The sequence below is a fragment of the Streptomyces scabiei 87.22 genome, from assembly GCF_000091305.1.
Taxonomy (GTDB): Bacteria; Actinomycetota; Actinomycetes; order Streptomycetales; family Streptomycetaceae; genus Streptomyces; species Streptomyces scabiei.
Genome location: NC_013929.1, coordinates 5,745,282 through 5,771,092, shown reverse-complemented (window position 1 = coordinate 5,771,092; position 25,811 = coordinate 5,745,282). Strand labels below are relative to the sequence as shown.

Annotated in this window: 19 protein-coding genes and 1 pseudogene; 7 read left to right on the top strand and 13 right to left on the bottom strand. The window is 72.6% G+C overall.

The features are described 5' to 3' along the window. Positions 1–20 precede the first annotated feature (20 nt). From SCAB_RS24745 to SCAB_RS24725, 5 genes and pseudogenes are all read right to left on the bottom strand, one after another. Entirely contained in the window at positions 21–1,391 is a 1,371-nt protein-coding gene (locus SCAB_RS24745; RefSeq protein ID WP_148274225.1) for a hypothetical protein, read from the bottom strand. Positions 1,392–1,494: 103 nt separating this feature from the next. Beyond that, positions 1,495–2,721 (bottom strand): CU044_5270 family protein, encoded by a 1,227-nt coding sequence (locus tag SCAB_RS24740; RefSeq protein WP_013002803.1) that lies wholly within the window; start codon positions 2,719–2,721, stop codon positions 1,495–1,497. After that, positions 2,718–3,386 carry an RNA polymerase sigma factor gene (locus SCAB_RS24735; protein WP_013002802.1) on the bottom strand — a complete coding sequence of 223 codons (669 nt, stop codon included), beginning with the start codon at positions 3,384–3,386 and terminating at the stop codon, positions 2,718–2,720. The genes SCAB_RS24740 and SCAB_RS24735 overlap by 4 nt, the downstream gene beginning before the upstream one ends. Before the next feature lie 141 nt (positions 3,387–3,527). After that, positions 3,528–5,870, bottom strand: coding sequence for an outer membrane protein assembly factor BamB family protein (locus SCAB_RS24730; protein ID WP_013002801.1), 2,343 nt, complete (start codon positions 5,868–5,870; stop codon positions 3,528–3,530). 501 nt (positions 5,871–6,371) lie between these two features. After that, positions 6,372–7,052 (bottom strand): annotated as a pseudogene (locus SCAB_RS24725) (VOC family protein); the annotation flags it as partial. Positions 7,053–7,490: 438 nt separating this feature from the next. Here SCAB_RS24725 and SCAB_RS24720 point away from each other — a divergent pair. Then, positions 7,491–8,138 carry a TetR family transcriptional regulator gene (locus SCAB_RS24720; protein WP_078580182.1) on the top strand — a complete coding sequence of 216 codons (648 nt, stop codon included), beginning with the start codon at positions 7,491–7,493 and terminating at the stop codon, positions 8,136–8,138. 157 nt (positions 8,139–8,295) lie between these two features. Here SCAB_RS24720 and SCAB_RS24715 read toward each other — a convergent pair whose 3' ends face one another. Then, positions 8,296–8,781, bottom strand: coding sequence for a nitroreductase/quinone reductase family protein (locus SCAB_RS24715; protein ID WP_037729388.1), 486 nt, complete (start codon positions 8,779–8,781; stop codon positions 8,296–8,298). A gap of 56 nt (positions 8,782–8,837) precedes the next feature. Beyond that, positions 8,838–10,166: an acyl-CoA dehydrogenase family protein gene (locus SCAB_RS24710; protein WP_013002797.1), complete on the bottom strand. Its 1,329-nt coding sequence runs from the start codon at positions 10,164–10,166 to the stop codon at positions 8,838–8,840. Positions 10,167–10,283: 117 nt separating this feature from the next. On the opposite strand from SCAB_RS24710, the gene SCAB_RS24705 reads away from it, so the two are divergent. Both SCAB_RS24705 and SCAB_RS24700 read left to right on the top strand, forming a co-directional pair. Then, positions 10,284–11,507 (top strand): thiolase C-terminal domain-containing protein, encoded by a 1,224-nt coding sequence (locus SCAB_RS24705; RefSeq protein WP_231885116.1) that lies wholly within the window; start codon positions 10,284–10,286, stop codon positions 11,505–11,507. Positions 11,508–11,806: 299 nt separating this feature from the next. Next, complete coding sequence (locus SCAB_RS24700) at positions 11,807–12,520, top strand: pyridoxine/pyridoxamine 5'-phosphate oxidase (protein ID WP_013002795.1); 714 nt, start codon at positions 11,807–11,809, stop codon at positions 12,518–12,520. A 180-nt stretch (positions 12,521–12,700) separates the two neighbouring features. Here the strand turns inward: SCAB_RS24700 and SCAB_RS24695 are convergent, their stop codons facing one another. The 6 genes from SCAB_RS24695 to SCAB_RS24670 all read right to left on the bottom strand — a co-directional run bounded on the left by SCAB_RS24695 (position 12,701) and on the right by SCAB_RS24670 (position 16,954). Beyond that, on the bottom strand, positions 12,701–13,495 hold the full coding sequence (locus SCAB_RS24695) for a class I SAM-dependent DNA methyltransferase (protein WP_049875773.1): 795 nt from the start codon (positions 13,493–13,495) through the stop codon (positions 12,701–12,703). Next, a complete protein-coding gene (locus tag SCAB_RS24690; RefSeq protein WP_013002793.1) occupies positions 13,495–14,121 on the bottom strand; it encodes a GNAT family N-acetyltransferase in 627 nt (208 codons plus the stop codon). The genes SCAB_RS24695 and SCAB_RS24690 overlap by 1 nt, the downstream gene beginning before the upstream one ends. A 24-nt stretch (positions 14,122–14,145) precedes the next feature. After that, positions 14,146–14,601, bottom strand: a complete 456-nt coding sequence (locus tag SCAB_RS24685) for a Zn-ribbon domain-containing OB-fold protein (protein ID WP_013002792.1) — start codon at positions 14,599–14,601, stop codon at positions 14,146–14,148. A gap of 34 nt (positions 14,602–14,635) precedes the next feature. Further along, a complete protein-coding gene (locus SCAB_RS24680; protein WP_037729417.1) occupies positions 14,636–15,082 on the bottom strand; it encodes a hypothetical protein in 447 nt (148 codons plus the stop codon). 102 nt (positions 15,083–15,184) lie between these two features. Beyond that, on the bottom strand, positions 15,185–16,672 hold the full coding sequence (locus SCAB_RS24675) for an AAA family ATPase (protein WP_197696212.1): 1,488 nt from the start codon (positions 16,670–16,672) through the stop codon (positions 15,185–15,187). Positions 16,673–16,747: 75 nt separating this feature from the next. Next, on the bottom strand, positions 16,748–16,954 hold the full coding sequence (locus tag SCAB_RS24670) for a hypothetical protein (protein WP_037729386.1): 207 nt from the start codon (positions 16,952–16,954) through the stop codon (positions 16,748–16,750). A gap of 199 nt (positions 16,955–17,153) precedes the next feature. Between SCAB_RS24670 and pglX the strand changes: the two genes are divergently transcribed. From pglX to SCAB_RS24650, 4 genes are all read left to right on the top strand, one after another. Next, a complete protein-coding gene (gene pglX, locus SCAB_RS24665; RefSeq protein ID WP_013002788.1) occupies positions 17,154–20,750 on the top strand; it encodes a BREX-2 system adenine-specific DNA-methyltransferase PglX in 3,597 nt (1,198 codons plus the stop codon). 192 nt (positions 20,751–20,942) lie between these two features. After that, positions 20,943–22,157, top strand: coding sequence for a flavin-containing monooxygenase (locus SCAB_RS24660; RefSeq protein ID WP_013002787.1), 1,215 nt, complete (start codon positions 20,943–20,945; stop codon positions 22,155–22,157). A gap of 359 nt (positions 22,158–22,516) precedes the next feature. Then, positions 22,517–24,769 carry an acetate--CoA ligase family protein gene (locus SCAB_RS24655; protein WP_013002786.1) on the top strand — a complete coding sequence of 751 codons (2,253 nt, stop codon included), beginning with the start codon at positions 22,517–22,519 and terminating at the stop codon, positions 24,767–24,769. 124 nt (positions 24,770–24,893) lie between these two features. Continuing rightward, positions 24,894–25,718: an enoyl-CoA hydratase/isomerase family protein gene (locus tag SCAB_RS24650; RefSeq protein WP_041669596.1), complete on the top strand. Its 825-nt coding sequence runs from the start codon at positions 24,894–24,896 to the stop codon at positions 25,716–25,718. Positions 25,719–25,811 lie beyond the last annotated feature (93 nt).

Sequence of the window (25,811 nt, the reverse complement as noted above, 5' to 3'; positions counted from 1 at the left end):
CCGCACAGCGGTGGGGGACGTCAGCCCAGCCCGCGGGAGACCACCAGGCCGCAGGAGTCCATGGCGCTCTCGCACCCGGCGATGCCGGCGGCCAGGACGGCGCGCGTGCCGGGGACGCCCTCGATGTCGAAGACCGTGCTGCCCCAGCTCGTCGAGGTGAGTTCCGCCGGGAGCTCCTCGCCGGTCCAGGCGGTGCCGTCCCAGCGGGAGAACACGGTGTGGGGACCGCCCCCGGGCAGCCAGCCCGCGACCCACACGTTCCCCGAGGCGTCCACGCCCGACGCGTTCACCTCGTCGACGGTGGGAGTGGGCAGCTGACGCCACCCGCGGCCGTCCCAGCGGGCGGAGAGCAGGCCGCTCGGCACCTGGGGATCGTTGGTCTTGCCGAGCACGTGCACCGTTCCGCGCCGCGTCGACACGACGTGGTTGGCCACCCAGCCGGGGGCGTACGCGTACGGGGCGGGGACGGGCCGTACGGTCCAGCGGCGGCCGTCGTAGTGGAGGAGCAGGGGCTTGGCGACACCGTCCTTCTCGCTGTGCGCGCTGACCCACACGTCGTCCGGTCCCGTACCGGCGATGGACGAGGGTTCCACCGGGCCGCCGTCCGGCGCCTGGGGCAGTGCCGTACGGCTCCACGTGCGGCCGTTCCAGTGCTCCAGGTGCCCGGCGTACGCCTGGGCGGGATCCGTCGCCGTCGGGTTCCAGTCCAGGGTGGTCAGCCACACGGAGTTCGCGCCCAGCGACTTCATGTTCAGGACGAAGCGGATCGAGCCCTCGGCCGGCCCCGGACGCGACACCGGCTTCCAGCGGGTGCCGTCCCAGTGCTGGAGCACGATCGGACTGGCCGCGCCGGGGGGCTCGGCGCCCTCGCGCAGCCGGTTCGCCACGGCGTCGGGGAGCCGGTCCAGGAGGGCGTCGGGGAGCCGTTCGGCCTCGCGAGCGCCCTGTGCGGCGGCGACCTCGACGTCCGTGTAGGTACCGGCCGCCCAGACGTCCTCCGGCCCCGAGGCGGCCACCGCCTCCATCTGCGCGGGTCTGCCGCCGGTCCCGGCGAGCGGGACGTCGCTCCACGTGCGGCCGTCCCAGTGCTTGGCCGACGGAGCCCAGGCCCAGGAGTCGTCCAGGATGCGGCCGACCGCCCACGCGTCGTTCCGGCCCGTCGCGGCGACGTCGTAGAAGTCGGTCGACTCCGGCCCGGCCGGCCGTAGCGACAGCTTCCAGGGCGTCTTGGCGAGGGCGGCCCGCTGCTGGGCCGGTGCCTGCGGCTGCGGTCGCGGCTGCGCCTGCGCCTGCGCCTGCGCGGCGTACGGGGTGAGCGCGAGGGCGCAGACCGCGAGGACGGTGGCCACGCGGGTGGCCGGTAAGGCCGGGCGTCGTAAGGGAGTTGTCATCTTCTTCGGTGCTCCTGCTGTCCGTGGGTTCCGTGGGTTCCGTGGTCCTGTCACTGCCGCTCCTCCGTCGCCGGGTGCTTCGAAGGAGCGACCGCGGCCCCGCTCAGCGCCGGGCGTTCGCCGGCACCTCGATCTGGCTGTCGGACCAGCCCGTCCGGGTCGACGCCGTGTAGTTCACCGTCGTGCCGGCGTCGAGACCCGCCTCGCGGGCCCGGGCCGACGGTTCGACCAGCACGAGCAGTTCGGCGAGCAGCCCGCCGGTCGACGGGTCCACGACGACCCGCTGCTCCACACTCCCCAGCGATGTCGCGTACGTGCCCGGGAAGGCGATGCCGGTGCCCTTTCGCCCCAGCGGATCGGTGACCCGCCCGAGCCCGCGGACGCCCGGCTGTTCCGCCATCACCCGGTACGCGGCGGCCCGGACGGCGGGCTTCACCGGCATCGTGATCAGGTCGGCGGCCTGACGCAGGACGTAGGCCGTGCGGTCGCTGATCTCGGCGCCCTCGTCCTGCCCGTGCCGGCGCTCCAGCTCCCGCCGCAACTCCGCGGTGTCGGAGGGGAGTTCGAGCAGGTCCTGGTAGGAGGCGTTGCGCGGGCCGAGCGCGTAGATCTTCTCGTCGGCGTCCGTGCGCATGACCATCGGCGGCCGGGGCCCCATCGTGTACCCGAGCGTGCCGCCCGCCTCGTTGCCGGGGACCTCCGCCTGCATCGTCCGAGGGGAGCCGGCCGCCCGCCAGCGTGCCGCGTCCTCCTTGGTCCGGGGGGCGATCTCGGCGTCCAGACCGGAGACCAGCAGGCTCCGGGTCCCCGGACGCACCCCCACCGACCACTGGGAGGTCGCCGTGTCGCGCACGGCGAGGAACGGTCCCTCGCCTCCCTCCGCTCCGACGACGTTCACGTCCTGCGAGCGGGTGGTGGTCTGCCAGTACGTTCCCTCGCCGTCCGCCGTGCCGACCTTCCTGGCCGCGCTGAGCAGTTCGAGGCGGCCGTCCGGCGCGGACGCGTCCGGCCCCTCGGCGGAGGAGGAGTGCGGGGGCGCGCCCGGCCTCGTGCCGAGCGGGTCGCGGTCGAGGGTGCTCACGACCACCGCCGACGCGGCGACGGCCGCGAGGGCGGCCACGGTCCCGAACGGCCGGATGCCGCCCCGCAGTCGCTCCGGGAGGCGGAAACGTGCCGCGCGGCCGTCCGTCGACCGGGCGAGGATGCGGGCCAGGTCCGCGTGCTGCCGCGGGGAGTCCGCGAGCTTCGCCGGGTCCAGTTCCTCGGGGCGCGCGTCCGCGAGCACCTGCATGACGTCGGGCCGCCCGGACCGTCCGTGGGTGTCCTTCACGTGAGTGCTCCTCTGCGATCGGTGCGGCCAGGGGCCTGGGGCGCGTGGGGTGTGGGCGGTACGGGCGGTGTGGGGGATGCGGGTGGGACGGGCGGCGTGGAGTGCGCCTTCCGTACGGGGGCCGCCGGGGCCGGGTGCGCCGGGTGCGCCGGGTGCGCCGGGTGTGCCGGGTGTGCCGGATCCAGGGCCTTCTCCAGACGGCGGCGGGCCCGGTGCAGCCGGACGGTCAGCGTCGCGGTGGTGCAGCCCAGGACCCGGGCGGCCTGCCGGGCGCTCAGCCCGTGCCAGGCGATGAGTGTCAGCAGCTCACGGTCGGCCTCGGACAGGCTCGCCAGCGCCTGCAGCGCGGCGTCCCGTTCGGTCACGTCCGCCGCGACGTCACCGGTCTCGCCGCGGGCACCGCGGCCGATCTGCTGTGCCTCCGCGGCGGCGAGGGCGTACTGGTGGGCGTCGCGGCGGCGCAGTTCGCGCACCAGGTTGCGGGCGACCCCCAGGAGCCAGGGCAGCGGGGGGCGCGGGATGTCCCGTACCCGCCGCCAGGCCACGGTGAAGGTCTCGCTGGTGATGTCCTCCCCCACCTGCCGTCCCACCAGGCTGGTGGCGTAGGCGAGGACGCGTGGATAGCACTCCTCGTAGATGTCCCTGAAGCGTTGCGCATGAGTCACGCGCCATCCCCTCGTATCGGCTGTCTCACCGAGCAATGCGCGGGGCGGCCGACTTCTTACAGGAGGAGCGGAGATTCACGGCCTGTGGCCCACGTCACGTCCGGTGCGTGCGTGGGCCGGGGGGAGATGGCTTTGGCGGTGCTAGGAGGTCCGGGCCGTCCCCGTCCCCTTCTCCGCGTCCAGCGCGTACACGCACCGGTCCTTGCTGCACGCGTACACGACGCCGTCCTTGACGACGGGCGACCCGGTGATCTCCCCGCCCGTGGCGAGCTTCCACCGCAGGCGGCCGTCGTCGGCCTTCAGCGTGTACAGCAGGTGGTCCGTCGAACCGAAGTGGATGCGGCCCTCCGCCACCGACGGCGCGCCGACGATCTCGCCGCCCGCCTGGAAGCGCCACTTCGGTGTGCCCGTGACCGCGTCGAGGGTGTAGAGCCCCTTGCCGCTGCCGACGTGGACGTGTCCGGCGGCGACGAGGACCGGCTCCAGCGAGGAGCGGGACTCCGTGGCGATGCGCCAGCGGTCGCGGCCGTCGGTCGCGTCGAGGGCGTAGACCGTGCCGAGGTAGTCGGCGAGGTAGACGCCGCCGCCCGTGACGGCGGGGCCGGGCGCGAACGTGGGCGCCGAGAGGAACACGGCCGGTGCCTCGAAGTGCCAGCGGACATGACCGCTGGCGATGTCCACGGCGAGGACGCGGCTGCCGGCGGAGATGTACACATAGCCGTCGGCGGCCGGTGCGAGCCGGACCGGGACGCCGCCGCAGGAGGCCGCATCGCCGATGGGGTACGACCAGCGCTCGTCTCCGGTGCGGGCCTCCAGCGCGCGCAGCCGGGCGTCCTTCCAGACGTAGACCGTGCCGTCCTGGACGACCGGACCGGCCTCGGGGGTCTCGAAGTCGGTCTGGGCGCCGGTCAGCTCCCAGAGCTTCTGCCCGTTGGACGCCTCCCAGCCCTGGACGCCGCCGCCGCGGGTGGCGGTGACCACCGTGCCCCGGTCGGCCTTCAGGGAGTAGACCCAGGCGTCCGTCGACAGCCGCCACAGGTCCCCGCCCTCACGGGCGTCGAGCGCGAAGAGGGTGGGTCCGTCGGAGGCGTGGATACGGCCGTCCGCGACCGCCATCGACCAGGCGACGTCACGGGTCTTGAAGCGGCGCCGGCCGGTCGCCACGTCCAGGGCGTGCACCTCGAAGGAGGTGACGTAGACGAGGTCGTCGGCGACGGACGGGGTGCCCCACACATCGTTCGACATGCGGAAACGCCAGGGGCGCCAGCCGGAGGGCGCCGACTCGGGGGTGGCGGGCGGGGCGGCGACGGGCGCGGGGTCGGCGCCGTTCACGCCGGCGCGCGGCCGCGACCAGGACGCGGCCAGGCCCGCCTCGGGCGGGGGCGCCTTCACGGCGGCCGCACGGGCGTCCGCGACGCGGGGCCCGGGCCCGATGGGCACCTGGCCGCCGGCGAGCCGCACCGGCCCGGTGTCGGGGGCGCCGACGGGGACGGGCGCGGGGTCGTACGGCGGCGGGGGCGGGGGGGCCGGGGCGGTGGGGCGGCCGCCCCCGCTGCGGCCGGAGGAGGTCTGCGGCTTGGGCGCCGGGCGACCGCCCCGACGGGTCTCGATCATGGTGACGGCCTTCTCCGGCAGCCACGCCGACGCCGTACCGCTGTCGTCCGAGCCGGAGCCGAAGAGGTGCGGGGCGAGCTGGGCCTGGAGGTCGGCCGGGTTGGGGCGAGCGGTCGGGTCCATCTGCATACAGGACTCGATCAGCGGGCGCAGGTCATCCGGCAGTCCGGAGAGGTCGGGGCCCTCGCGCAGCAGCATGAAGACGGTCTCGACGGGGTTGGCGCCGTGGAACGGGGCGTGCCCGGTGGCGGCGAACACGAGCATCGAGCCGAGCGAGAAGACGTCGCTCGCGCCGGTCACGCTGCGCGAGTCCTTGGCCTGCTCGGGCGACATGTACGCGGGCGTCCCGACGGCGACGTTCGTCATCGCCAAACGCGTGTTCGAGACGCCGGACGCGATGCCGAAGTCGATCACGCGGGGCCCGTCCTCGACGACGAGCACGTTGGAGGGCTTCAGGTCGCGGTGGACGAGCCCGGCGCCGTGGATGGACTGCAGGGCCTCGGCCACGCCCGCGGCGAACCAGCGGACGGCCTGGACCGGCATGGGTCCGCAGTCGTTCACTATCTCTTCGAGGGAGGGCGCGGGAACGTACGCGGTCGCCAGCCACGGCACGGCGGCACGCGGGTCGGCGTCGACCACCGCCGCCGTGTAGAAGCCGGACACCGCGCGGGCCGCCTCGACCTCGCGCGTGAAACGGACCCGGAAGAGCTGGTCCTCGGCCAGTTCCGTCCGCACCGTCTTGATCGCCACACGCCGGCCCGACGCCGAGCGCGCCAGATAGACCAGCCCCATGCCGCCGGCACCCAGCCGTCCCAGCACCTCGAACGGCCCGATCCGCCGCGGATCGTGCTGCGTCAGCTGATCCACCACTTGCCCTGCCACCTCCCCGTACGGACCGCGTCACCCGTATTGTGCGCGCGACCCCGTGCAGCGTCTCACCACCGCACCGCCCTGGCGGCACGCACCCCGATTCTTCCTGTAGCGGGGGCAGGTTGCGAACCCGGGGGCGAGTCGGGGTGTCTCAGGACAAAACCACGTGGGTCCGCCTCTCGGGAAGCGGGAGCCCGGATGGTGGGACACCGGGGCGAGCCACGTACCACCGGCGCACAACCCCGGCCGTCTGCCCGCGCAGCGCCCCCGTCACGCCCCCGGAGCGCCCGCGCGCACCAGGCGCCGGGCACCCGTTCACACGCCTGCCGGTCGCCGTCTTCCCGCTGGTCAGCCGTCGTCCTCCGGGGCGTTCCCGTCGCGTGCGCCCCGCGCCGGGGGGTCGTCCGTGCGCCGGTCGTCGCCCTCCTGCCGCAGCTCGTCCGGATGCTGTTCGGTCTGGTCCGCCTCCTGCGGTGCCTCCCGCCAGGCGTTTCCGTTCTTCCGCTGCAGCAGCGCGAACGACGCGCCCTGGTTGTCCGTGACGACCGCCACATTCCCGTACGAGGTGTCGAACGGCGGCACCTGCACGCGCCCCCCGAGCCGGCCGACGGCCGCGACCGCCTCCTCGCAGTCCTTCGTCCCGAAGTGGACCAGGAAGTGCGGCGGCATCTCGGCCGGGAAGACGTCCGTGAGTGCGGCCCGGCCGAAGTCCGGGACCGCGTCCGGGCCGAAGAGGGCGTCGTGGAAGAGGTGCGCGTAGAAGGAGTTGGCCGCCTTGGTGTCCCGGGTGTACAGCTCGGCCCACGCGAACGTGCCGGGCTCGTGGCGCCGTCCGAAGCCGGTGTGCGTGCCGGGCTGCCAGAGGCCGAAGACGGCGCTCTCGGGGTCGGTGGCCAGCGCGGCGGCGCCGAGCGTGCCGACCGGGGTCGGCGGGGTGATCACCTGACCGCCGGCCGCGGTGATCCGGGCGGTGAGGGCGGCCGCGTCCGGCGTGGCGAAGTGCACGGTCCACACGGTGGGGAGGCGGCCGTCGGGCTTGGGGGCGAGGGCGGCCACGGGGGCGCCCTCGACGTACGCCCACACCTCGTGCGCGCCGTCCCCGGGGGCCACCGCGAAGGTCCACCCGAAGAGTTCGCCGTAGAACCGCTTGCCCGCTTCCACGTCGGGCAACTGGGCGTCCACCCAGCAGGGGACGCCCTCGGGGTACGGGGCGCCTCCCGCCCCGGCTTCGGCGGCTCCCGTCCCGGCGGCGGCTCCCGGCCCGGCGGCGCCTTCCGCTCCGGCAGCGGCTCCCGCTCCGGCAGCGGCTCCCGCTCCGGCAGCGGCTCCCGCTCCGGCGGCGGCTGACGCTCCGGCGGCGGCTCCCGTCTCATCGGCCATAGGGCCAAGCTAAGGGCGGCGCACACGGAGCGCGCGTCGGGCGCGTCCGTACCGGGGGAGCCGGGGGCCGCGCCCCGCGCGTCCCGGGCCCCGCGGAACCCTGTCGGCCGGGCCCCGCTCACCCGAAACAAACGCGCCACCACACTGCGTGATCAGCGCACGAACCCCTAGGTGACGCCCCTGCTCCCCATTTGCAGTCGGCCGAATCGCGCTCCGATCGCCCCTCGGTAAGCTGACGGCATGACAGGACAAGTGCGTACCGTCGACGGCCGCGTGGCCGGCCGGCGAGGGCAGGCGACCCGGCAGAAGCTGCTCGACTGCCTCAGCGAGATGCTCAGCTCGTCGCCCTACCGGGACGTCAAAGTCATTGATGTCGCCCGGAAGGCGGGGACTTCACCCGCGACCTTCTACCAGTACTTCCCGGACGTCGAGGGCGCCGTCCTGGAGATCGCCGAGCAAATGGCCGCCGAGGGCGCCACCTTGACGCGCCTGCTCGAAGGCCGCTCCTGGGTCGGCAAGGCCGGCTGGCAGACCGCACAGGAACTCGTCGACGGCTTCCTGGACTTCTGGCGCAAGAACGACGCCATCCTCCGCGTCGTCGACCTGGGCGCCGCCGAGGGCGACAAACGCTTCTACAAGATCCGCATGAAGATCCTGAACTCGGTCACCAACTCCCTGTCGGAGACGGTCTCCGAGCTGCAGGCCAAGGGCCGCGTCGACAAGGACGTGAACCCGGCGGCCCTCGCCGGTTCCCTCGTCGCGATGCTCGCCTCGGTCTCCGGGCACCAGAAGGGCTTCCAGACCTGGGGCGTCAAGCAGGCCGAACTGCGCCCCAACCTGGCGCTGCTGGTCCACCTGGGCATCACCGGCAAGAAACCCATGAAGTAACCAGGAGCACCCGGGCACGCCCCCGGACGCGATTCCTGTCACGCAGACGGCACCCTCGGCCGAGGAGTGCCGCCTGCCGCGTTCTGGGGACTGTTCAGGGGGCCGGTTCAGAGGGACTCGAGGACCGGGGAATGCGGGGAAACCGCCGGGGCACGCTTCACCGTCGTACGAGCCGGAACACCCGTATCTCGCGGTCCACCCGCGCCTGATACGTCGAGTACGGCGGCCAGAAGCGCAGCAACTCCTTCCAGACGGACGCCCGTTCCTCCCCCGCCAGCAGGTGCGCGGTGACGGGGATGTCCTGCCCCTTCCAGTTGATCACGGCGTCGGGATGGGCCAGCAGGTTCGCGCTCCAGGCCGGGTGGCCGGGGCGGCCGAAGTTCGACCCGATGAGCACCCAGCCGTCCCGCCCCTCCTCGGGCATGCAGGCCAGCGGCGTACGGCGCGGCTCCCCGCTGCGCGCACCCGTCGCGGTCAGGACGACACCGGGCAGCAGCTGCGCGCTGAGCAGCACCCGCCCCCGGGTGGCCCGGTGCACGGCCCGGTCCAGCGCCGGTATGACGTGCGGCGCTATCCGGGCGAACGCCGGGGCCGAGGAGACCTTCTGCACCAGCCGCACGCCCATGTCCTTCACGGCCGTCATGCCTTTCCCGCCCTTCGCCGCCCCTGCCGTCGACCCGGCCGCCCTCTTCGAAGTCATCAGCCCCGCACCACCCTTCGCTCGTCCGGCCCGTCGGCCGTGAGGACCCCCGTCCCGTCGGCCGTGAAGATACCCGCCCGGCCGGCCGGGAAGATCCCCGCCGTCTCGGCCGCCCGCCCCCGCAGCCGGTGCACCGGCCCGAAGAGCGCCTCGTCCCCCGCCGCCCGCTTGAAGTACAGCTGCGCCTCGTGTTCCCAGGTGAACCCGATGCCCCCGTGCAGCTGGATCGCTTCCCCCGCCGCCACCCGCAACGCCTCCAGCGCCTGCGCGAGCGCCAGCCCGCCGACCCGCTCCCCGCCGCCCGCTCCGCCCGGCCCGCCAGGCCGCGCGGCGGCGGCCCAGGCGGCGTAGTACGCCGCCGACCGGGCCGCCCGCACGCGCACGTACACATCGGCGAGCCGGTGCTTCACCGCCTGGAACGACCCGATCGGCCGCCCGAACTGCTCCCGCTGCCGCGCGTGGGCGACCGTCCGCTCCAGCGCCCGGTCGGCGGCTCCCACGGCCTCCGCCGCGAGCACGGCGGCGGCCGCGTCCCCGGCCCCGGCCAGGGCCGACAGCACGCGGACATCGGCGCCCGCACCGGCCCCGGCCTCCTCACCGAGCAACTCGGCCTGTACATCGCGCAGTTCGAGCCGGGCCACCGGCCGTGTCTCGTCGATGGAGGTCTGCCGCACCCGTACGAGACCCTCGCCGGATCCTGCCTCCCCCGTCTCACTGCGCGGCGCCCGCACGAGGAACAGCAGCGTCCGCGACCGGGCGTAGCCCCCGGTGTGCGCGGCCACGAGCAGCAGCCCCGCGCTGTGCCCGTCGAGGACCTGCCCGGCCTCCCCGTAGAGCCGCCACCCGTCCCCGACGCGTCGCGCCTGGATGCCGCCGGCCCGGCCGCCACCGGCCCACGATCCTCCGTTGTCGCAGGTCAGGGCCAGGGCGGCGGCGAGTGCGGTGCCCGGTACGGCGAGGGCCGCGGTGAGCCTGCCCGTGGCGAGGCGGGGCAGCAGTGCGGCGCGCTGCGGCTCCGTGCCGAGGGCGAGGATCAGGGGAGCGACGAGAACGGCGGTGGACAGCAGCGGGGAGGGCGCGAGGGCACGTCCCAACTCCTCGCTCGTCAGAGCGAGTTCGGTCGCGGAGCAGCCGACACCGCCGTACGCCTCGGGGAGTGCGAGCCCCGGCAGCCCGAGCTGTTCGGAGAAGGCGAGCCAGAGGCCGGGGTCGTACCCCTCTTCCGTCCGCACAGCGGACCGGACCTCCTCCGGGCCGCAGCGCTTGAGCAGCAACTCCCGTACCGTGCGCCGGATCTCCTCCTGCTCGGCGGTGAAGCGGGCGTCCATGGCGGTCCCCCTTCCACTCCCCCATCGTCAACCTGATCTGACGGTCCGTCATATTAGGGCGGAAGACCGCCGAAGCACAGGGTTGCCGACCCGCCCATCTGATGTACCGTCAGATCCATGACCGCTGCGCCCGCTCCTTCCGGATCCGGTGGCCCTCATGACACGGCACGGCGAGGCGGCGGCCGGAAGGTCGCGATCGTCGGTGCCGCGCTGTCCGACTGCGGCCGGGTGGACGACGCCACCCCGTACGCGCTCCACGCACAGGCCGCCCGCCGGGCCCTCGCCGACGCGGGACTGGAGCACACGGCCGTCGACGGCCTCGCCTCCGCCGGCCTCGGCACGCTGGCCCCGGTGGAGGTGGCCGAGTACCTGGGCCTGCGGCCCACCTGGGTGGACTCCACCTCGGTCGGCGGCGCGACCTGGGAGGTCATGGCCGCGCACGCGGCGGACGCGATCGCCGCCGGGCACGCGAACGTCGTCCTCCTCGTCTACGGCTCCACCGCCCGCGCGGACATCCGGGCGGGCCGCCGCACCGGCAACCTCTCCTTCGGGGCGCGCGGCCCCCTGCAGTTCGAGGTCCCGTACGGGCACACCCTGATCTCCAAGTACGCCATGGCCGCGCGCCGCCATATGCACGAGTACGGGACGACCCTGGAACAGCTGGCCTCCGTCGCCGTACAGGCCCGGTCGAACGCTGCGGCCAACCCCGAGGCCATGTTCCGCACGCCGATCACCGTCGACGACGTGCTGTCCTCCACCCCGATCGCGGACCCGTTCACCAAGCTCCACTGCTGCATACGTTCCGACGGCGGCGCGGCTGTCCTGCTGGCGGCCGAGGAGTACGTACGGGACTGCCGGCCGGCCACGCCCGTCTGGATCCTCGGCACCGGCGAGTACACCTCCCACACGACCATGTCCGAGTGGCCGGACTTCACGGTCTCCCCGGCGGCGGTCAGCGGCCGCCTCGCCTTCGAACGAGCGGGCGTGCGCCCCGCCGAGATCGACTTCGCCGAGATCTACGACGCCTTCACCTACATGACCCTCGTGACCCTGGAGGACCTCGGGTTCTGCGCGAAGGGCGAGGGCGGGGCCTTCGTGGAGAAGGGCCGCCTGACCCTGACCGGTGACCTGCCGGTCAACACCGACGGCGGCGGCCTCTCCGCCCAGCACCCCGGCATGCGCGGCCTGTTCCTGCTCGTGGAGGCCGTACGCCAGCTGCGCGGCGAGGCGGGCCCCCACCAGATCCCCACCTCCGACGGCACCCCGCCCCGCCTGGCCGTCGCGTCGGGGACGGGCGGCTGGTTCTGCTCGTCGGGGACGGTGGTGCTGGGGCGGGGGTGAGGGCGGGCCGGCGTTCCCGCCCGGTGCCACAGGTGAAGCCGCTGGGCGCGTAGGCGCGTGCGCCCCGGGTGACGGGTCTCATGCGCTCGGGGTGACGGGTCTCGTGCACCCCGGGTAACGGATCACGTCCGCCCCGCGCGACGGATCACGTCCGCCCCGGGTAACGGGTCTCGTCCGCCCCGCGCGACGGATCACGTCCGCCCCGCGCGACGGGTCTCGTCCGCCCCGCGCGACGGATCACGTGCACCCCGGGCGACGGGTCTCGTCCGCCCCGGGCACGGTGTGAGACCGTCCCACCCATGATCGAACCTCCCGCCCCGTCGGGGCCCGCGTCCCCGGCCCCCGCCCCGCCGTCCGATCTCGTCCAGGCCCTGCGGGGTCTGCGGGTCTGGGATCCGCAGGTCAGTGCGCTGCCGTTGTTCGACCCGGCGGCGGCCCCGGCCGAACCCGTGGCGCTCTTCGCCGCCTGGTTCGGCGAGGTCGTGGGGGCCGGGGAGGTGGAGCCGCACACGATGTCGCTGGCCACGGCGGACGCGGAGGGCCGACCGGACGTCCGTACGGTGATGCTGCACGACGTGGACGCGCACGGCTGGCACTTCGCCTCCCACGCCGGCAGCCGCAAGGGACGCCACCTCGCGGCCCGCCCGTACGCCTCCCTCGGCTTCTACTGGCCCCTCCTCGGCCGTCAGGTCCGGGTGCGGGGCGGCGTCACGGTCCAGCCCGCCGAGGTCGCCCACGCCGACCTGCACGCCCGCTCGACGGGCGCGCTGGCCGCCGCCCTCGTGGGCCACCAGAGCGAGGTGCTGCCCGCGTACGAGGAGCTGGAACGCGCCTCCCAGGCCGCCTGGGAACGCGCCGAGCGCGAGCCGGACGTCGCCGTGCCCTCCTGGACGGCGTACGTCGTGGAGCCGGACGAGGTGGAGTTCTTCCAGGGCGACGCCCGACGGCGGCACGTACGCCTGAACTACCGGCGGGAGGGCGACGGCTGGGTCACGGAGCTGCTCTGGCCGTGACGGACGGGGTGGCCGTGACGGACGGGGTGGCCGTGACGGACGGGGTGGCCGGGGTGGCCGTGACGGACGGGGTGGCCGGGGTGGCCGTGACGGACGGGGTGGCCGGGGTGGCCGTGACGGACGGGGTGGCCTTGGCGCAGTGGGCCGCGGGGGCGCGCGGAGGGCACCCCCGCGGACCGCTCAGACCTTCTCCCACACGGACACGTGCCCTGTGCTGTCGTTCGTGAACGGCTCGCCCTTCCATCCCTCCCAGCGGTTGCGCAGCCGCAGGCCGGCCAGCCGGGCCATCAGATCGAGTTCGGCCGGCCAGACGTACCGGAAGGGGATCGAGCGGTACACCGGCCGCCCCTCTACGACGACCATGTGGTGCGACCGCATCCCCTGCGTCGCCACGTCGTACGTGTCGAACCCCAGCCGCGTCGGCCCGACATGGAACGGCACCGCGTTCTGCCCGGGCGGCAGCCGCCGCAGGTCCGGCACCCCGACCTCGATCACGAAGCGGCCGCCGGGCAGGAGATGCGCGGCGGCGTTGCGGAAGCAGTCCACCTGGGCGTCCTGCGTGGTGAGGTTGTTGATCGTGTTGAAGACGAGGTAGGCGACGGTGAAGCCGGGACCGTCCACCCGGGTCGTGGCGAAGTCCCCGAGGGTGACGCCGATGTCCGCGCCGCCCGGCTTGGCCCGCATCCGCTCCACCATGGCCCGGGACAGGTCGATGCCGTGCACCGGCACACCGCGCCGGGCGAGCGGCAGCGCGATCCGCCCGGTGCCGATCCCGAACTCCAGCGCCCGCGCGTCCCCGCCGGGCCCGCCCGCGAGCCCGGCGATCAGCTCCACGGCCGGGTCGACCGCCTCCGCCCCGAACACGGGGGAGGACGGGTCGTCGTAGTGCGCGGCGACGGCCTCGCCGAAGTAGCCGTCGGGGTCGTCGATGTTCTCGTACGCCAACTCGTGGGCGGAGTGGTCGTCCGTGCTCATCACAGTCCTTCCGGTGCCGGGTCGGTGGCCAGCCGTGCGTGCAGATGGGCGTCCCGGAAGGCGTCGTGGCGCTCCTCTTCGAACGACGCCCCGCGCATGGTCCCCTCGTACGGGAACCCGCACAGCTCGGCGACCCGGCAGGACGCGGCATGGCCGACGACATGGTCGAGTTCGAGCCGGTGGATGCCGAAGTCGGTGAGGGTCCAGCGGGCGGCGAGGTCGAGGGCGCGGGTGGCGACCCGGCGGCCGCGGGCCTCGGGCAGCACCCAGTAGCCGACGACGGCCCTGCGCAGGGACATGTCGATCCCGCTCAACCCGACCTGCCCCAGCGTCACACCACTCTCCGCGTCCGCGACCCGGAAGGACACGGTCTTCCCCTCCGCGTCGGACTCGGTCCGCAGCCGGAGGGACTCCCGGGCGCCGTCGAGATCCTCGTCCAGCGCCAGGGGGGTGTTCCACCGCCGGAAGTCGGGGTCGGCCCGCCCGCGGAACCACGCCTCCACGTCCGCGTCGGACTCCGGGTCCCACGCGCACAGCCGCAGGCCGTGCCCGTGCGGCAGCTCGCCGGAGGACGGCGGGGGAGGGTCGGGGTACGGACCGGCGGATCGCTCATCAGTACGGCTCACGCACCCATTGAAACGCGCACCCCCTCACGGACGCGCGCGAAATACGGGCACCACGACACCCCCGCCCTCCCGGAAGACGACCTCCAACGCCATCCCCATCCGCAGCCCCCTTTCCGGAACCCCCTCCTCCGGCACCACCTCGGTCATCATCCGCGGCCCCTCGGCGAGTTCGACGACCGCGGGGACGTACGGCGTCCGCTCCCCGAAGGGCGGCAGGTCGTTCCGGTGCACGACGGACCAGGTGTAGAGCGTGGCGCGCCCGGACGCCTCCTCCCACCGCACGTCCTCGCTCCAGCAGTACGGGCAGAACTCCCGCGGATAGTGATGAGCGCGCCCGCACGCCGCCGCCCCGCAGCGCCGCAGCAGCAGGCGCCCGCCGGCAGCGGCGTCCCAGTACGTACGCGTGAAGCCGTCCACCTCGGGCAGATCGAACCGCGCGCCACCGCCCCCGCCCTCGCCGCTCCCACCGCCGCCACTCATCCGTCGCCCCTTCCCTCGCACCCCTCCCGGGAACTCAGAACAACCCCAGCGCGCTGTCGACCGACCACGTCTGCCAGGACATCCCGAACAGCCCCACCACCGAGATGAGCGCCATCATCGAGTTCTGCCCCTGCTCGGCCCAGTCGTGGATCATCAGCACGAGATAGAGGAGGTTGAGCAGCAGCCCGCCCACGAGCGCGACCGGCGTGAGGAACCCGAGGATCAGCCCCAGCCCGAGGGCGAGTTCGGCGTAGGCGACGACGTACGCCATCGCCTTGGCCCGCGGCTTGACGACCACGTCGAACCCGCCGCGCACCGCACCCCACCGGTGCTTCTCCGCCACCCCCGCGGCCCACTCGATCCCGGCGCCCTCGAACCACGTCTTCTTGTCCTTGTGCCGCCAGCTCTCCAGCCACCACAGCCCGAGCCCGATACGCAGCACGGCCAGCCACTCGGCACCGCCGAGCCAGATCGTCTCCACGCACATCGCCACCCTTCCGCGCCCGCGCGGGATTTCTGACGGTACGTCAGTTCAGCGGATGGGGGGAAAATACACAAGAGACTCGGGCGGACCGACGGCACCCTAGGGCAGGAACCCGATCGGCACGGCCCGTCCGTAGAGTTCATCGAGGCCGACCAGCAGCACGCCGCCTTCCTCGGCCTTGGTACGCAACGCGTCACTGAATCCGGCCGCGCTGAAGAAGGCCAGCCCGCAGCGACTCGTGTCGAAGCCCCTCTGGGCAAGCAGATGACGGGCCCGGTCCAGTCGCTCCAGATGGCCGACTCCGAGGACAGTGCCCCATTTCGCTTCTCCCAGAAGGCCGACCGAGGGCCGCCGCCCCCCGGAACCCGGCTCGACGACGGCCACATCGACCTGCAACTGCCGTCGCTCCGCAGAGTCGGTCACGACGCCGCTGCCGACCTCTCCCAGAGAAGTACTGAGCAACGACCGCCCCGGCCCGATCACATACTCACGACAGACCGCCTCGAAGTGCGGTCCGGCCACCTGCGCCGCGAACCGCTCGGCCGCCTGCTCCCACACCTCCGCCGCCTGGCCGCTCTCCAGCCGGGCCCAGGCAGGACGCATCACGGCTTCGTAGAAGTTGATCAGAGGTTCGGTGATGCGGTACTGCGATTTGCCCGCCCGGAAGATGTCGGACTCCCGCACCAGGAGATGGCTGTCTTCCAGGACGTTGAGCGGATGCGAGATGTCGACGGACTTACGGCCGATGTATCCCGCGATGCCGCCACGCGTCGAGTTGCCCTGCGCCACGGCGGCGAGGACCGAGTGATAGAGCGCCGTGTCCCTGATGTCGGCCTCCTCGGCGAGCAGATAACGCGCCTCACGGAAAAGGGGGCTGAACGGAGAGAGGACGGTACGGCAGACCCAGTCGTCGAAGGCGGGCAGGCCCTCGGGAACGTCGTCCGCCAGGAACTGGCGGCGATACGCGGGCGTACCGCCGACGACAGCGTGCAGTCGGGCTGCGAGGGCGGGGTCCTCGGCCACGCCCCAGAACTCCGCGGCGGCCCGATACCCGAAGGGCCTGACGACCAGTTCGAGCTGCGCCCGGCCCCGGAGGGGGGCCGTACTCGCCAGCAGCCCACCCATGACCGACATCGCCGAACCGCAAAGGAGTAGCCGCATTCGGCTCACCCGCGTCTGATGCCGATCGATCTCGCGCTGGATGAGAGAGGGAAGTTCGGGGGCGACCTTCACCAGATAGGGGAATTCGTCGATGACGACGAGACGCGGGCGCGCCTCGCCCTCTCCTTCTTCGCCCTCGGCCGCGAGCCCGAAGAGGTAGGAGATGGCGTCGTCCCACGTCGCGAAGGAGAAGGACGCGGGAGAACCCACGTGTTCGGCCAAGGCTGCGCTGAACTGGCGAAGCGACTCCGTGGCCGTACCCGCCGTGGCCCCGAAGTAGAAGCCCCCGTGCTGTTCGACCAGGGCCCTCAGCAGATACGTCTTGCCCATCCGGCGCCGACCGCTGACGACCCCGAGCATGGCCTGCGGCAGGGGGCGGTGCGCGAAGGCCACGAGCGCCTCCCACTCGGGCCCTCGGTCGAACACATGAGGAGGTTTGACCGACCTCGTCTGACGCCCCACACTTCCTCCTTAGGAGTACATCCCTAAGAAGTATACTCCTTACCGACTGGGTCCTGCGAGGAACACTCGGGCCGCGAGTCCCAGCGTTGCCAGGCCCAGGAACGCACCCCCTCCCGTCGTCAGAACCGTCACCATCTCGCCGCCGGCCGCCCGGACGACTACGGCGGCGAGGCCCGCGCACACCAGGGATCCCAGCAGGATGAGCGCCAGCCAGATCCCTCTGAACGCCCTGTCGTTCCCCTCCATGGGGCACACCTCTTCCACAGCACCGGATCGCGTCGAGCCGACCGCCGGTCAACGGCCGTACGAGTGAACAGCCTAGCCTAGGGAACGCTCCAACACTCTCCACTATTTACGACACTCTCGCGGTGATAACCTCAGCGTCAGATGCAATGCTGGACCGACCGGCCATGAATGCCCGTCCGTCCCAGAAGGAGGAAGGGCCATGTCGTCTCGCGTCGGCCTGCTCACGGACCTGCGGCGGATCAGGTCGGAGATCGCGCGCGATCTGACCACGCGCGCCCCCTCCGACCCCGCCACCGACAGGATGCGCGAGGAGTACAGGGCCGCCCGGGAGCAGATGCTGACCGCGTCGACGTGGCAGGCCTGGCTGGAGGAGCAGCTCTCGCAGATCGCGACCGGGTGGGTCCTGGCCACCGTGTTGGTCCGGTTCTGCGAGGACAACGGACTGCTCGACCTTTCCTTCGCCACGCGGCGGGCCGACGAGCCCGATGCCGAGCCGGGTGCCGCGCCTGGTGCCGACGATCCGATCAGCTCCGCCGTGAACCGTCTCTCTTCCCACCCCGCCATGGCGGCGGTCTTCAGCAGAAGCAGTCACCCCATGTGGCGGATGCGACCGAGCCACGAGGCGCGGCGGGCACTCGTCGACTTCTGGCGTCTTCGGACCCCGGACGGGCTCCTTGTCCACGATTTCGAGGACGCGTCACGGGACACGCGGTTCCTCGCCGATCTCTACGGGCACCTGAGTGACCAGGACCGGAAGTCTTCCGGGCAGGTCAGCACTCCGGACTTCGTGGTCGAGCTGATCCACGATCTGACCCTGGAGCCGGCACTGGAGGCCCACGGATCGACAGCCGGGCCGGCCGGATTCCGGATGATCGACCCCGCGTGTGGCTCCGGTGGGTTCCTGCTCGACGCGTACGCCCGCCTGTGCCGTCGCTGGTCCGACGCCCGCCCCGACATGAGCCCATGGCAGCGCGCCGCCCGGGCTCTCGCCTCGGTTCACGGGTGCGACATCGATCCCTGTGCCGTCAGCATCTCGCGCTTCCGGCTGCTGATGGCCGCGATGGACGTCGCCCGGGCACGGAGACTGGACGACGTTCCGGACATCCCCTTGCTGGTCGCGACCGGGGACGCGCTTCTGCACGACCGTGCCGGTGCCTCCCTCGGCCCCGAGTTCACCGACTTCCCCACCGGGCCGGGACTCACCGGCTCCGGATCTCCGGCCGACATCGACGAGTACGCGGAGCGCCACAGCCTTCTGCGCCCCTCCTCCTACCATGCGGTCACGAGCAATCCCCCGTACGTCACCGTCAAGGACAAGGCTCTCTTCGCGGCCTACCGCGACACGTACGAGAGCTGCGAGGGGCCCTACGCCCTGTCGGTGCCCTTCACGGAGCTCGCCTTCCGTCTGGCACTGCCGGGTGCCTCGGCCGGGCGGGTCGGCCTGCTGGTGGCCAACTCCTTCATGAAGCGCGATTTCGGCCGCAAGCTCATCGAGCGCGTCTTGCCACGCGTGCTGCTCTCGCACGTCATCGACACCTCCGGGGCCTACATCCCCGGTCACGGCACGCCCACCGTCATCCTCGTCGGTCAGAACCGCGTTCCCCCGCCCGAGGTTCCCATCCACGTCGTCGTCAGCCTCCGTGGCGAGACCCGCGGTGGTGAACTCCTGCCGGCGGTACCCGCTGACGCACCCGCCTGGCAGTCGCTGCGCCGACTGGCGTTCGCCCCCGGTGTCATGGACCACTGGGCCGAGTCCTACCTCCTGAAACGCGCACAGCTGAACGTGTTCCCCTGGAGCCTCACTCCCTCGGCCGCTCGTCATGTGCTGCGTCTCATGGAGAACGGGAAGCGCCTTCGCGAACGCGTCGCCCGCATCGGATACGCGGCCAACACCGGTTCCGACGACCTGTTCTGTTCCACCCCCGCCGCCTTCCGCCGCTACGGTGTCGAGGACGCTGCCACGGTCCCGGTACTGACGGGGTCCGAGGTCCGCGACTGGTCCTCGGACGCGCCCGGGAGGGCGTTCTTCCCTCGCACCGGGAACGGCAGAGAGGTCATCGACCTGGACCTCTTCCCACGGCATCGGCGACGGCTGTGGCCCTACCGCACCGTGCTGCGACAGCGCCGGGGGGCCAGCAAGTCGTCCCCCTGGTACGACTGGCACCAGTTCGCGCTGGACTGGGACGCTCACCCGTGGTCGATCGTCTTCCCCTGGGTCGCCACCCACCCCCACTTCACGGTTCTCCGCGGCGGTGCCGTACCCCTGAATTCGGCACCGGTGATCAAACTCCCGCCGAACGCGACGGAGTCGTCCCATCTGGGACTCCTCGGGGTGCTCAACAGTTCGGCCGTGTGCTTCTGGCTGAAGCAGGTGAGTCAGAGCAAGGGGCAGGCCCATATCGGCACGCTCCGAGGCGGCGAGGCCTGGGAGAAGATCTACGAGTTCACGGCCGGCCGTCTGCTCGACCTCCCGCTCCCTGGCACCCTCCCACCGGCGATGGCGGAGGAAATCGACGCGCTGGCCACCGAGTCGGCCGTCTGTCTGTCCGAAATCTCCGCCCCGGATGCGCCTCTCACCGCCCGGACGCTGGACTCGGCCAGGGAGCGCTGGTTCTCGCTCCGGGCGCGGATGATCGGGCTCCAGGAGGAGCTGGACTGGCAGGTGTACGCGGCGTACGGGATCGTCGACGACACCGAGGAACTGACTGCCGTGTTCGAGCCCCCTCCTCTGCAGGTCGGTGAGCGGGCGTTCGAGATCACGCTCGCCAGGAGGATCGCCGTAGGCGAGACGGGAACGTCGTGGTTCACCGACGATCCAGAGGGCAAGTGGTTCACACGCCATGAGGCCACCCCGGTGACCGAGATTCCCGAGCTATGGCCGTCCGAGTACAGGAATCTCGTACGGCGCCGAGCGGAGGCCATCTCCCGGAACGCGTTCCTGGCGCTGCTGGAGCGGCCCGAGTACAAGCACCGCTGGATCGCTCCCGACTGGGATGCCATCGTCCAGGACATCCTCCGGGAGCGTCTGCTCGACCACTGTGAAGCGGAACGGCTGTGGTTCGAGAGCACGCCGAACGGTCGGCGCCCGGTCGCTCGGACGGTGTGGGAGCTGAGTGACCTGCTCGCGGAGGACGAGGAGTTCATGTCCCTGCTCTCGCTCTACGCCGACCCGGCTCACGCGGTCGGCACAGGCATCCCGCGTGTGCTGTTGGACCTGCTCACCACCGAACACGTGCCGCAAGCGGCGCCGCTCCGGTATCGACCGTCGGGCCTCGCAAAGCGGCGCACGTGGGAAGAGCTGTGGCAGGCGCAGGCGAGGGAGGACGAGCGAGGTCTTGTCGACGCCCGGGACCTGCCGGAGCCGCCTCGGTTCACCACCGCGGACTTCCTCAAGTCCTCCTACTGGAAACAACGCGGGAAGTTCGACCTGCCGAACGAGCGTCTCGTCTCGTTCGGTTCCTCCATCGCCCCTCTGTCCTCCACGACCTTGCTCGGCTGGGCCGGCTGGGACGCCCGCGAGCGGGCGCAGGTACTGCTTGACACCCTGGAGACGGAGTCCCACGCCCACGCGCACCGGCCCGAGTCCGCCCTGCCGCTGCTTTCCGCACTCGCGGAGGTGCTGCCCTGGGTCACCGCCGTCGACCGGGGCCTCGGCCCGGTCACGGCATCCGACGGGGACGAGCAGTATCGGAGGAGCTACGAGCACCACCTCGACCGCCTGGGCCTGTCCGCCGAGGACGTGACGTCATGGCGGCCCGCCGCTCCCCGGCGGGGACGGCCGCGCAAAGGGGTGTAGGCGATGCGGCGGGGAGCACGGAACCGCGGCCGGACCGCGCGCCGTCACCCCGCACCCCGCCACCCCACCCCCACATTCCGAGAGACCTACGCCACAGACCCCACCCACTCCTCCCCCACCCGTGATCAATCCGCAACCAATTCCGGTCTTGACCGAGACCCAACAAATGAGGGCGTGAATACGCTCAGGCGCATGGCCGACTCCAGAGCTTCCGTGACTCCCGCCTCACCCGACCGCCCCGTCTACGTGATCGGCGGCGGCCCCGGTGGGCTGGCCGTCGCGTACGCGTTGCGGGCTCGGGGGATACGGGCCGTGGTGCTGGAGAAGGCCGACGGGGTCGGGGCGTCCTGGCGGCGGCACTACGACCGGCTGCATCTGCACACCACCCGCCGCCTGTCGGCGCTGCCCGGCCTGCCCATGCCGCGCCGGTTCGGGCGCTGGGTGTCGCGGGACAACGTGGTGCGCTACCTGGAGAAGTACACCGAGGTGCACCAGCTGGAGATCGTGACCGGCGTCGAGGTGTCCCGCGTCGAGCGGACCGCCGACGGCACCGGCTGGCTGCTGCACGCCACCGGGGGCCGTGAGCTGACCGGCGGCGCGGTCGTCGTCGCCACCGGCTACAACCACACGCCCCACGTCCCCGACTGGCCCGGCCGCGACACGTTCACCGGCGACCTCGTGCACGCCTCCGGGTACCGCAACCCCGAGTCCTACGCCGGCCGTGACGTCCTCGTCGTCGGCATCGGCAACACCGGCGCCGAGATCGCCGTCGACCTCGTCGAGGGCGGCGCACGGCGCGTACGGCTCGCGGTGCGCACGGCCCCGCACATCGTGCGCCGGTCGACCGCCGGATGGGCGGCCCAGTACACGGGCGTCCTCGTACGGCGGCTGCCCGTCGCCCTCGTGGACCGGCTCGCCAGGCCGATGGCGAAGCTGAGCGTCCCCGACCTGTCCGCGCACGGCCTGGCCCGGCCCGACACCGGTCTCTACTCCCGCGTGCAGGAGGGCGCCGTCCCCGTGCAGGACGTCGGACTCATCGACGCCGTGCGGAAGGGCAAGGTCGAGATCGTCGGCCCGGTCGAGGGGTTCGAGGACGGCAAGGTCGCCCTCGGCGACGGCACCCGGATCGAGACCGACGCCGTGATCGCCGCGACCGGCTACCGCCGCGGTCTCGAAGGACTCGTCGGACACCTCGACGTCCTCGACGGACGCGGGAAGCCGGTGGTGCACGGGGCCCGCTCCCCGGGCAACGCCCCCGGCCTCTACTTCACCGGCTTCACCAACCCCATCAGCGGCATGTTCCGCGAACTCGCCCTCGACGCCGAGAAGATCGCCAGGACGATCACGAAGACGGGCGGCGTCACCACGCGCGACGCGGTCACCGTACAGATCCGCACCACCAACTGACCGATCGTCGGGCCAACTGACCGACCGTCGGGCCGACCTCCGACCTCCGACCGCCGACCGCCGACCGCCGACCGCCACCGGAACGACTGCTCGGCGACAGCGGGGGTCGGGCGGCGCACGGACGACCAGACGCAGGACGAGCGCGTCCACCCCCGCACCCCCTCCCGCCCCAGACCCACCCCCTCCCCCACGTCTGACCGCCCCCTCGTACGGGTACAACCTCCTTACTGCCGCGTAGCTTTGCCCGCACAACCATTCCTGACGGAGCGTCAGTTCAGTAGTCTGATATCTGACGTGTCGTCAGAAACGTGAATGCGTCACGTCACTGAATTGGCTGTCACACAGGAGCGGGCGGACCGATGCTTGGATCAACCCACGGCACCCTCACCACCGACTCCCGCCGGGCCCGGGCCATCGCGTGCGGGGAGCACCCCGCGCAGGTCGTGCACGGCAGGCCCGCCGAGGCCGGCGACCTGGACGTCAGCGGGCGTCCGCTGTACGCCGACGTCCCCGATCTCGACCGGCTGTTCCGCCCGGAGTCCGTGGCCGTCGTCGGCGCCTCGGACACCGAAGGGCGACCGAACACCGGGATCACCCGGCAGCTGCTCGCCTGGTCCGAACGCGTCGGCGCCCGGCTGCACCCCGTGCACCCCACGCGGGAGTCGGTCTTCGGCATCCCCTGCGTCCCCTCCGTCGCCGACCTTCCCGAACAGGTCGACCTCGCCGCACTGCTCCTCTCCGACCCCCTCCCCGTGATCGGCGAACTGGCCGAGGCCAAGGTGAAGTTCGCCGTCGCCTTCGCCTCCGGTTTCGCCGAGACCGGCGCGGAGGGCGCCGCCGCGCAGGAGCGGCTGGCCGCGGCCGTGGCCCGCGCCGGCGGTCTGCGGCTGCTCGGCCCCAACACCAACCTCAACGCCTTCGAGCGCTTCCGGGACGACCTCGACGGCCCCGCGATCGCCCTGATCACCCAGTCCGGCCACCAGGGCCGCCCCGTCTTCTCCCTCCAGGAACTCGGCATCCGCCTCTCCCACTGGGCCCCCACCGGCAACGAGGCCGATCTGGAGACCGCCGACTTCATCTCCTACTTCGCCGAGCGCCCCGAGGTCGGCGCCATCGCCGCCTATGTCGAGGGCCTCAAGGACGGCCGCGCCTTCCTGCTCGCCGCCGACCGGGCCGCCCGGCGCGGTGTGCCCGTCGTCGCCGTCAAGGTCGGCCGCACGGAGACCGGCGCCCGCACCGCCGCCTCCCACACCGGCAAGCTGACCGGCGCGGACGCGGTGGTCGACGCGGCGATGCGGCAGTACGGCGTGATCCGCGTCGACGGTCTCGACGAACTGCAGGACACGGCCACCCTCCTGGCGCGGGCCCGGCGCCCGCGCGCCACCGGAGCGGCCGAACCCCGGCCCGAGGGTGTCGTCGTCTATTCGATCTCGGGCGGCACGGGCGCCCACTTCGCCGACCTGGCCACCGAGGCCGGACTCCCCCTCCCCACCCTCTCCGCCGCCAAGCAGGCCGAACTGCACCAGTGGATCCCGGACTATCTGAGCGTGGCCAACCCCGTCGACAACGGCGGCCACCCCGTGGGCGACTGGCGCGGGCCCCGCATCCTCGACGCGATCCTCGACGACCCCGCGGTGGGCGTGCTGATCTGTCCCATCACGGGCCCCTTCCCGCCGATGAGCGACAAGCTGGCCCAGGACCTGGTGGCCGCCGCCGAGCGGACGGACAAGCTGGTGTGCGTGGTGTGGGGGTCGCCGGTGGGCACCGAGGCCGCGTACCGCGAGACGCTGCTCGGCTCGTCCCGGGTGGCGACCTTCCGCACCTTCGCGAACTGCATCACGGCCGTCCGCGCCCATCTCGACCACTCCCGCTTCACCGGCGCCTACCGCTCCCCCTTCGACGAGGCCCCGCGCTCCCCCTCCCCCTCCTTCCGCAAGGCGAAGGCGCTGATGCGGCCGGGGCAGCAGCTGAGCGAGCACGCGGCCAAGCAGCTGCTGCGCGCGTACGGGATACGCGTGCCGCGCGAGCAGTTGGTGACCAGCGCGGCGGCGGCCGTACGCGCGGCGAGCCTCGTGGGCTACCCGGTGGTGATGAAGGCGTCCGGCGCCCGCATCGCCCACAAGACGGAACTCGGCCTGGTGAAGGTCGGGCTGACCTCCGCGAGCCAGATCCGGGACGCCTATCGCGAGCTGACCGACATCGCCCGCTACGAGGACGTCTCCCTCGACGGGGTGCTGGTGTGCCAGATGGTCGAGCGGGGTGTGGAGATGGTCGTGGGCGTCACCCACGACGACCTCTTCGGGCCCACCGTCACGGTCGGTCTCGGCGGTGTCCTCGTGGAGGTCCTGCGCGACTCCGCCGTACGCGTGCCCCCCTTCGCCGAGGACCAGGCGCACGCCATGCTCGCCGAACTGCGCGGGCGGGCTCTGCTGGACGGGGTGCGCGGGGCTCCCCCGGCCGACGTGGACGCCCTCGTGGAGGTCGTGCTCCGCGTGCAGCGCATGGCGCTGGAACTCGGGGACGAGATAGCGGAGCTGGACATCAACCCGCTGATGGTGCTGCCGAGGGGACAGGGGGCCGTGGCGCTCGACGCGCTGGCGGTGTGCCGCTGAGCGCCGGCGCGGGAGCACACCCGGGCGGGCCGGAACGGCCAGGACAGCCACGACAGCCGCGACAGCTGCGACAGTCCGGCCACCCACATCTGCCGCCACTCTGCGTAGGAACAGGAGCACCCACATGTCCGCTTCCCCCCAGGAACATCCCGAAAAATCCCGTGACTCATTGATACTGCACGCCACTGACAACGCCGTCTCGTGGATCACTCTCAACCGCCCCGAGGCGATGAACGCCCTCACTCCCGACCAGCGCGACCACCTCATCCGGCTCCTCTCCGACGCCTCCGCCGACCCCGCCGTGCGCGCGGTCGTCGTCACCGCGACGGGCCGGGGCTTCTGCACGGGGGCGGACCTGCGTGGCGCGTCGGCCGGCGGGGAACGGGTGGCCGGTGACGTGGCGCGCACCATCCGGCTCGGCGCACAGCGCCTCGTCGCGGCGGTCCTCGACTGCGAGAAGCCGGTGATCGCGGCGGTGAACGGCACCGCGGCCGGCCTCGGGGCGCATCTCGCCCTCGCCTGCGACCTGGTGCTGGCGGCCGAGGAGGCCCGCTTCATCGAGGTGTTCGTGCGGCGCGGCCTGGTTCCCGACGGGGGCGGCGCGTATCTGCTGCCCCGGCTCGTCGGGCTGCACCGGGCGAAGGAGCTGATGTTCTTCGGGGACGCCCTGTCCGCCGCCGACGCGGAACGCCTCGGTCTCGTCAACCGCGTCGTGCCCGCGGCGGACCTGGAGAAGACGGCCCGCGAGTGGGCCGAACGCCTCGCCGCAGGCCCGACCCGCGCCCTGGCGCTGACCAAACACCTGGTCAACATCTCCCTCGACGCCGACCGCGCCACCGCCTTCGCCGCCGAGGCCGCCGCACAGGAGATCAACATGACGTCGGCCGACGCCCGGGAGGGCGTGAAGAGCTTCGTGGAGCGACGGACGCCGCGCTACGAGGGCCGCTGAGCCCCCGCCACACCCCGCCACGCCACCGCCACGGAGGAACACCTCCGGAGGAACCGCCACCGAGGAACCGGTGCGGGACTTTACCCAACCCCC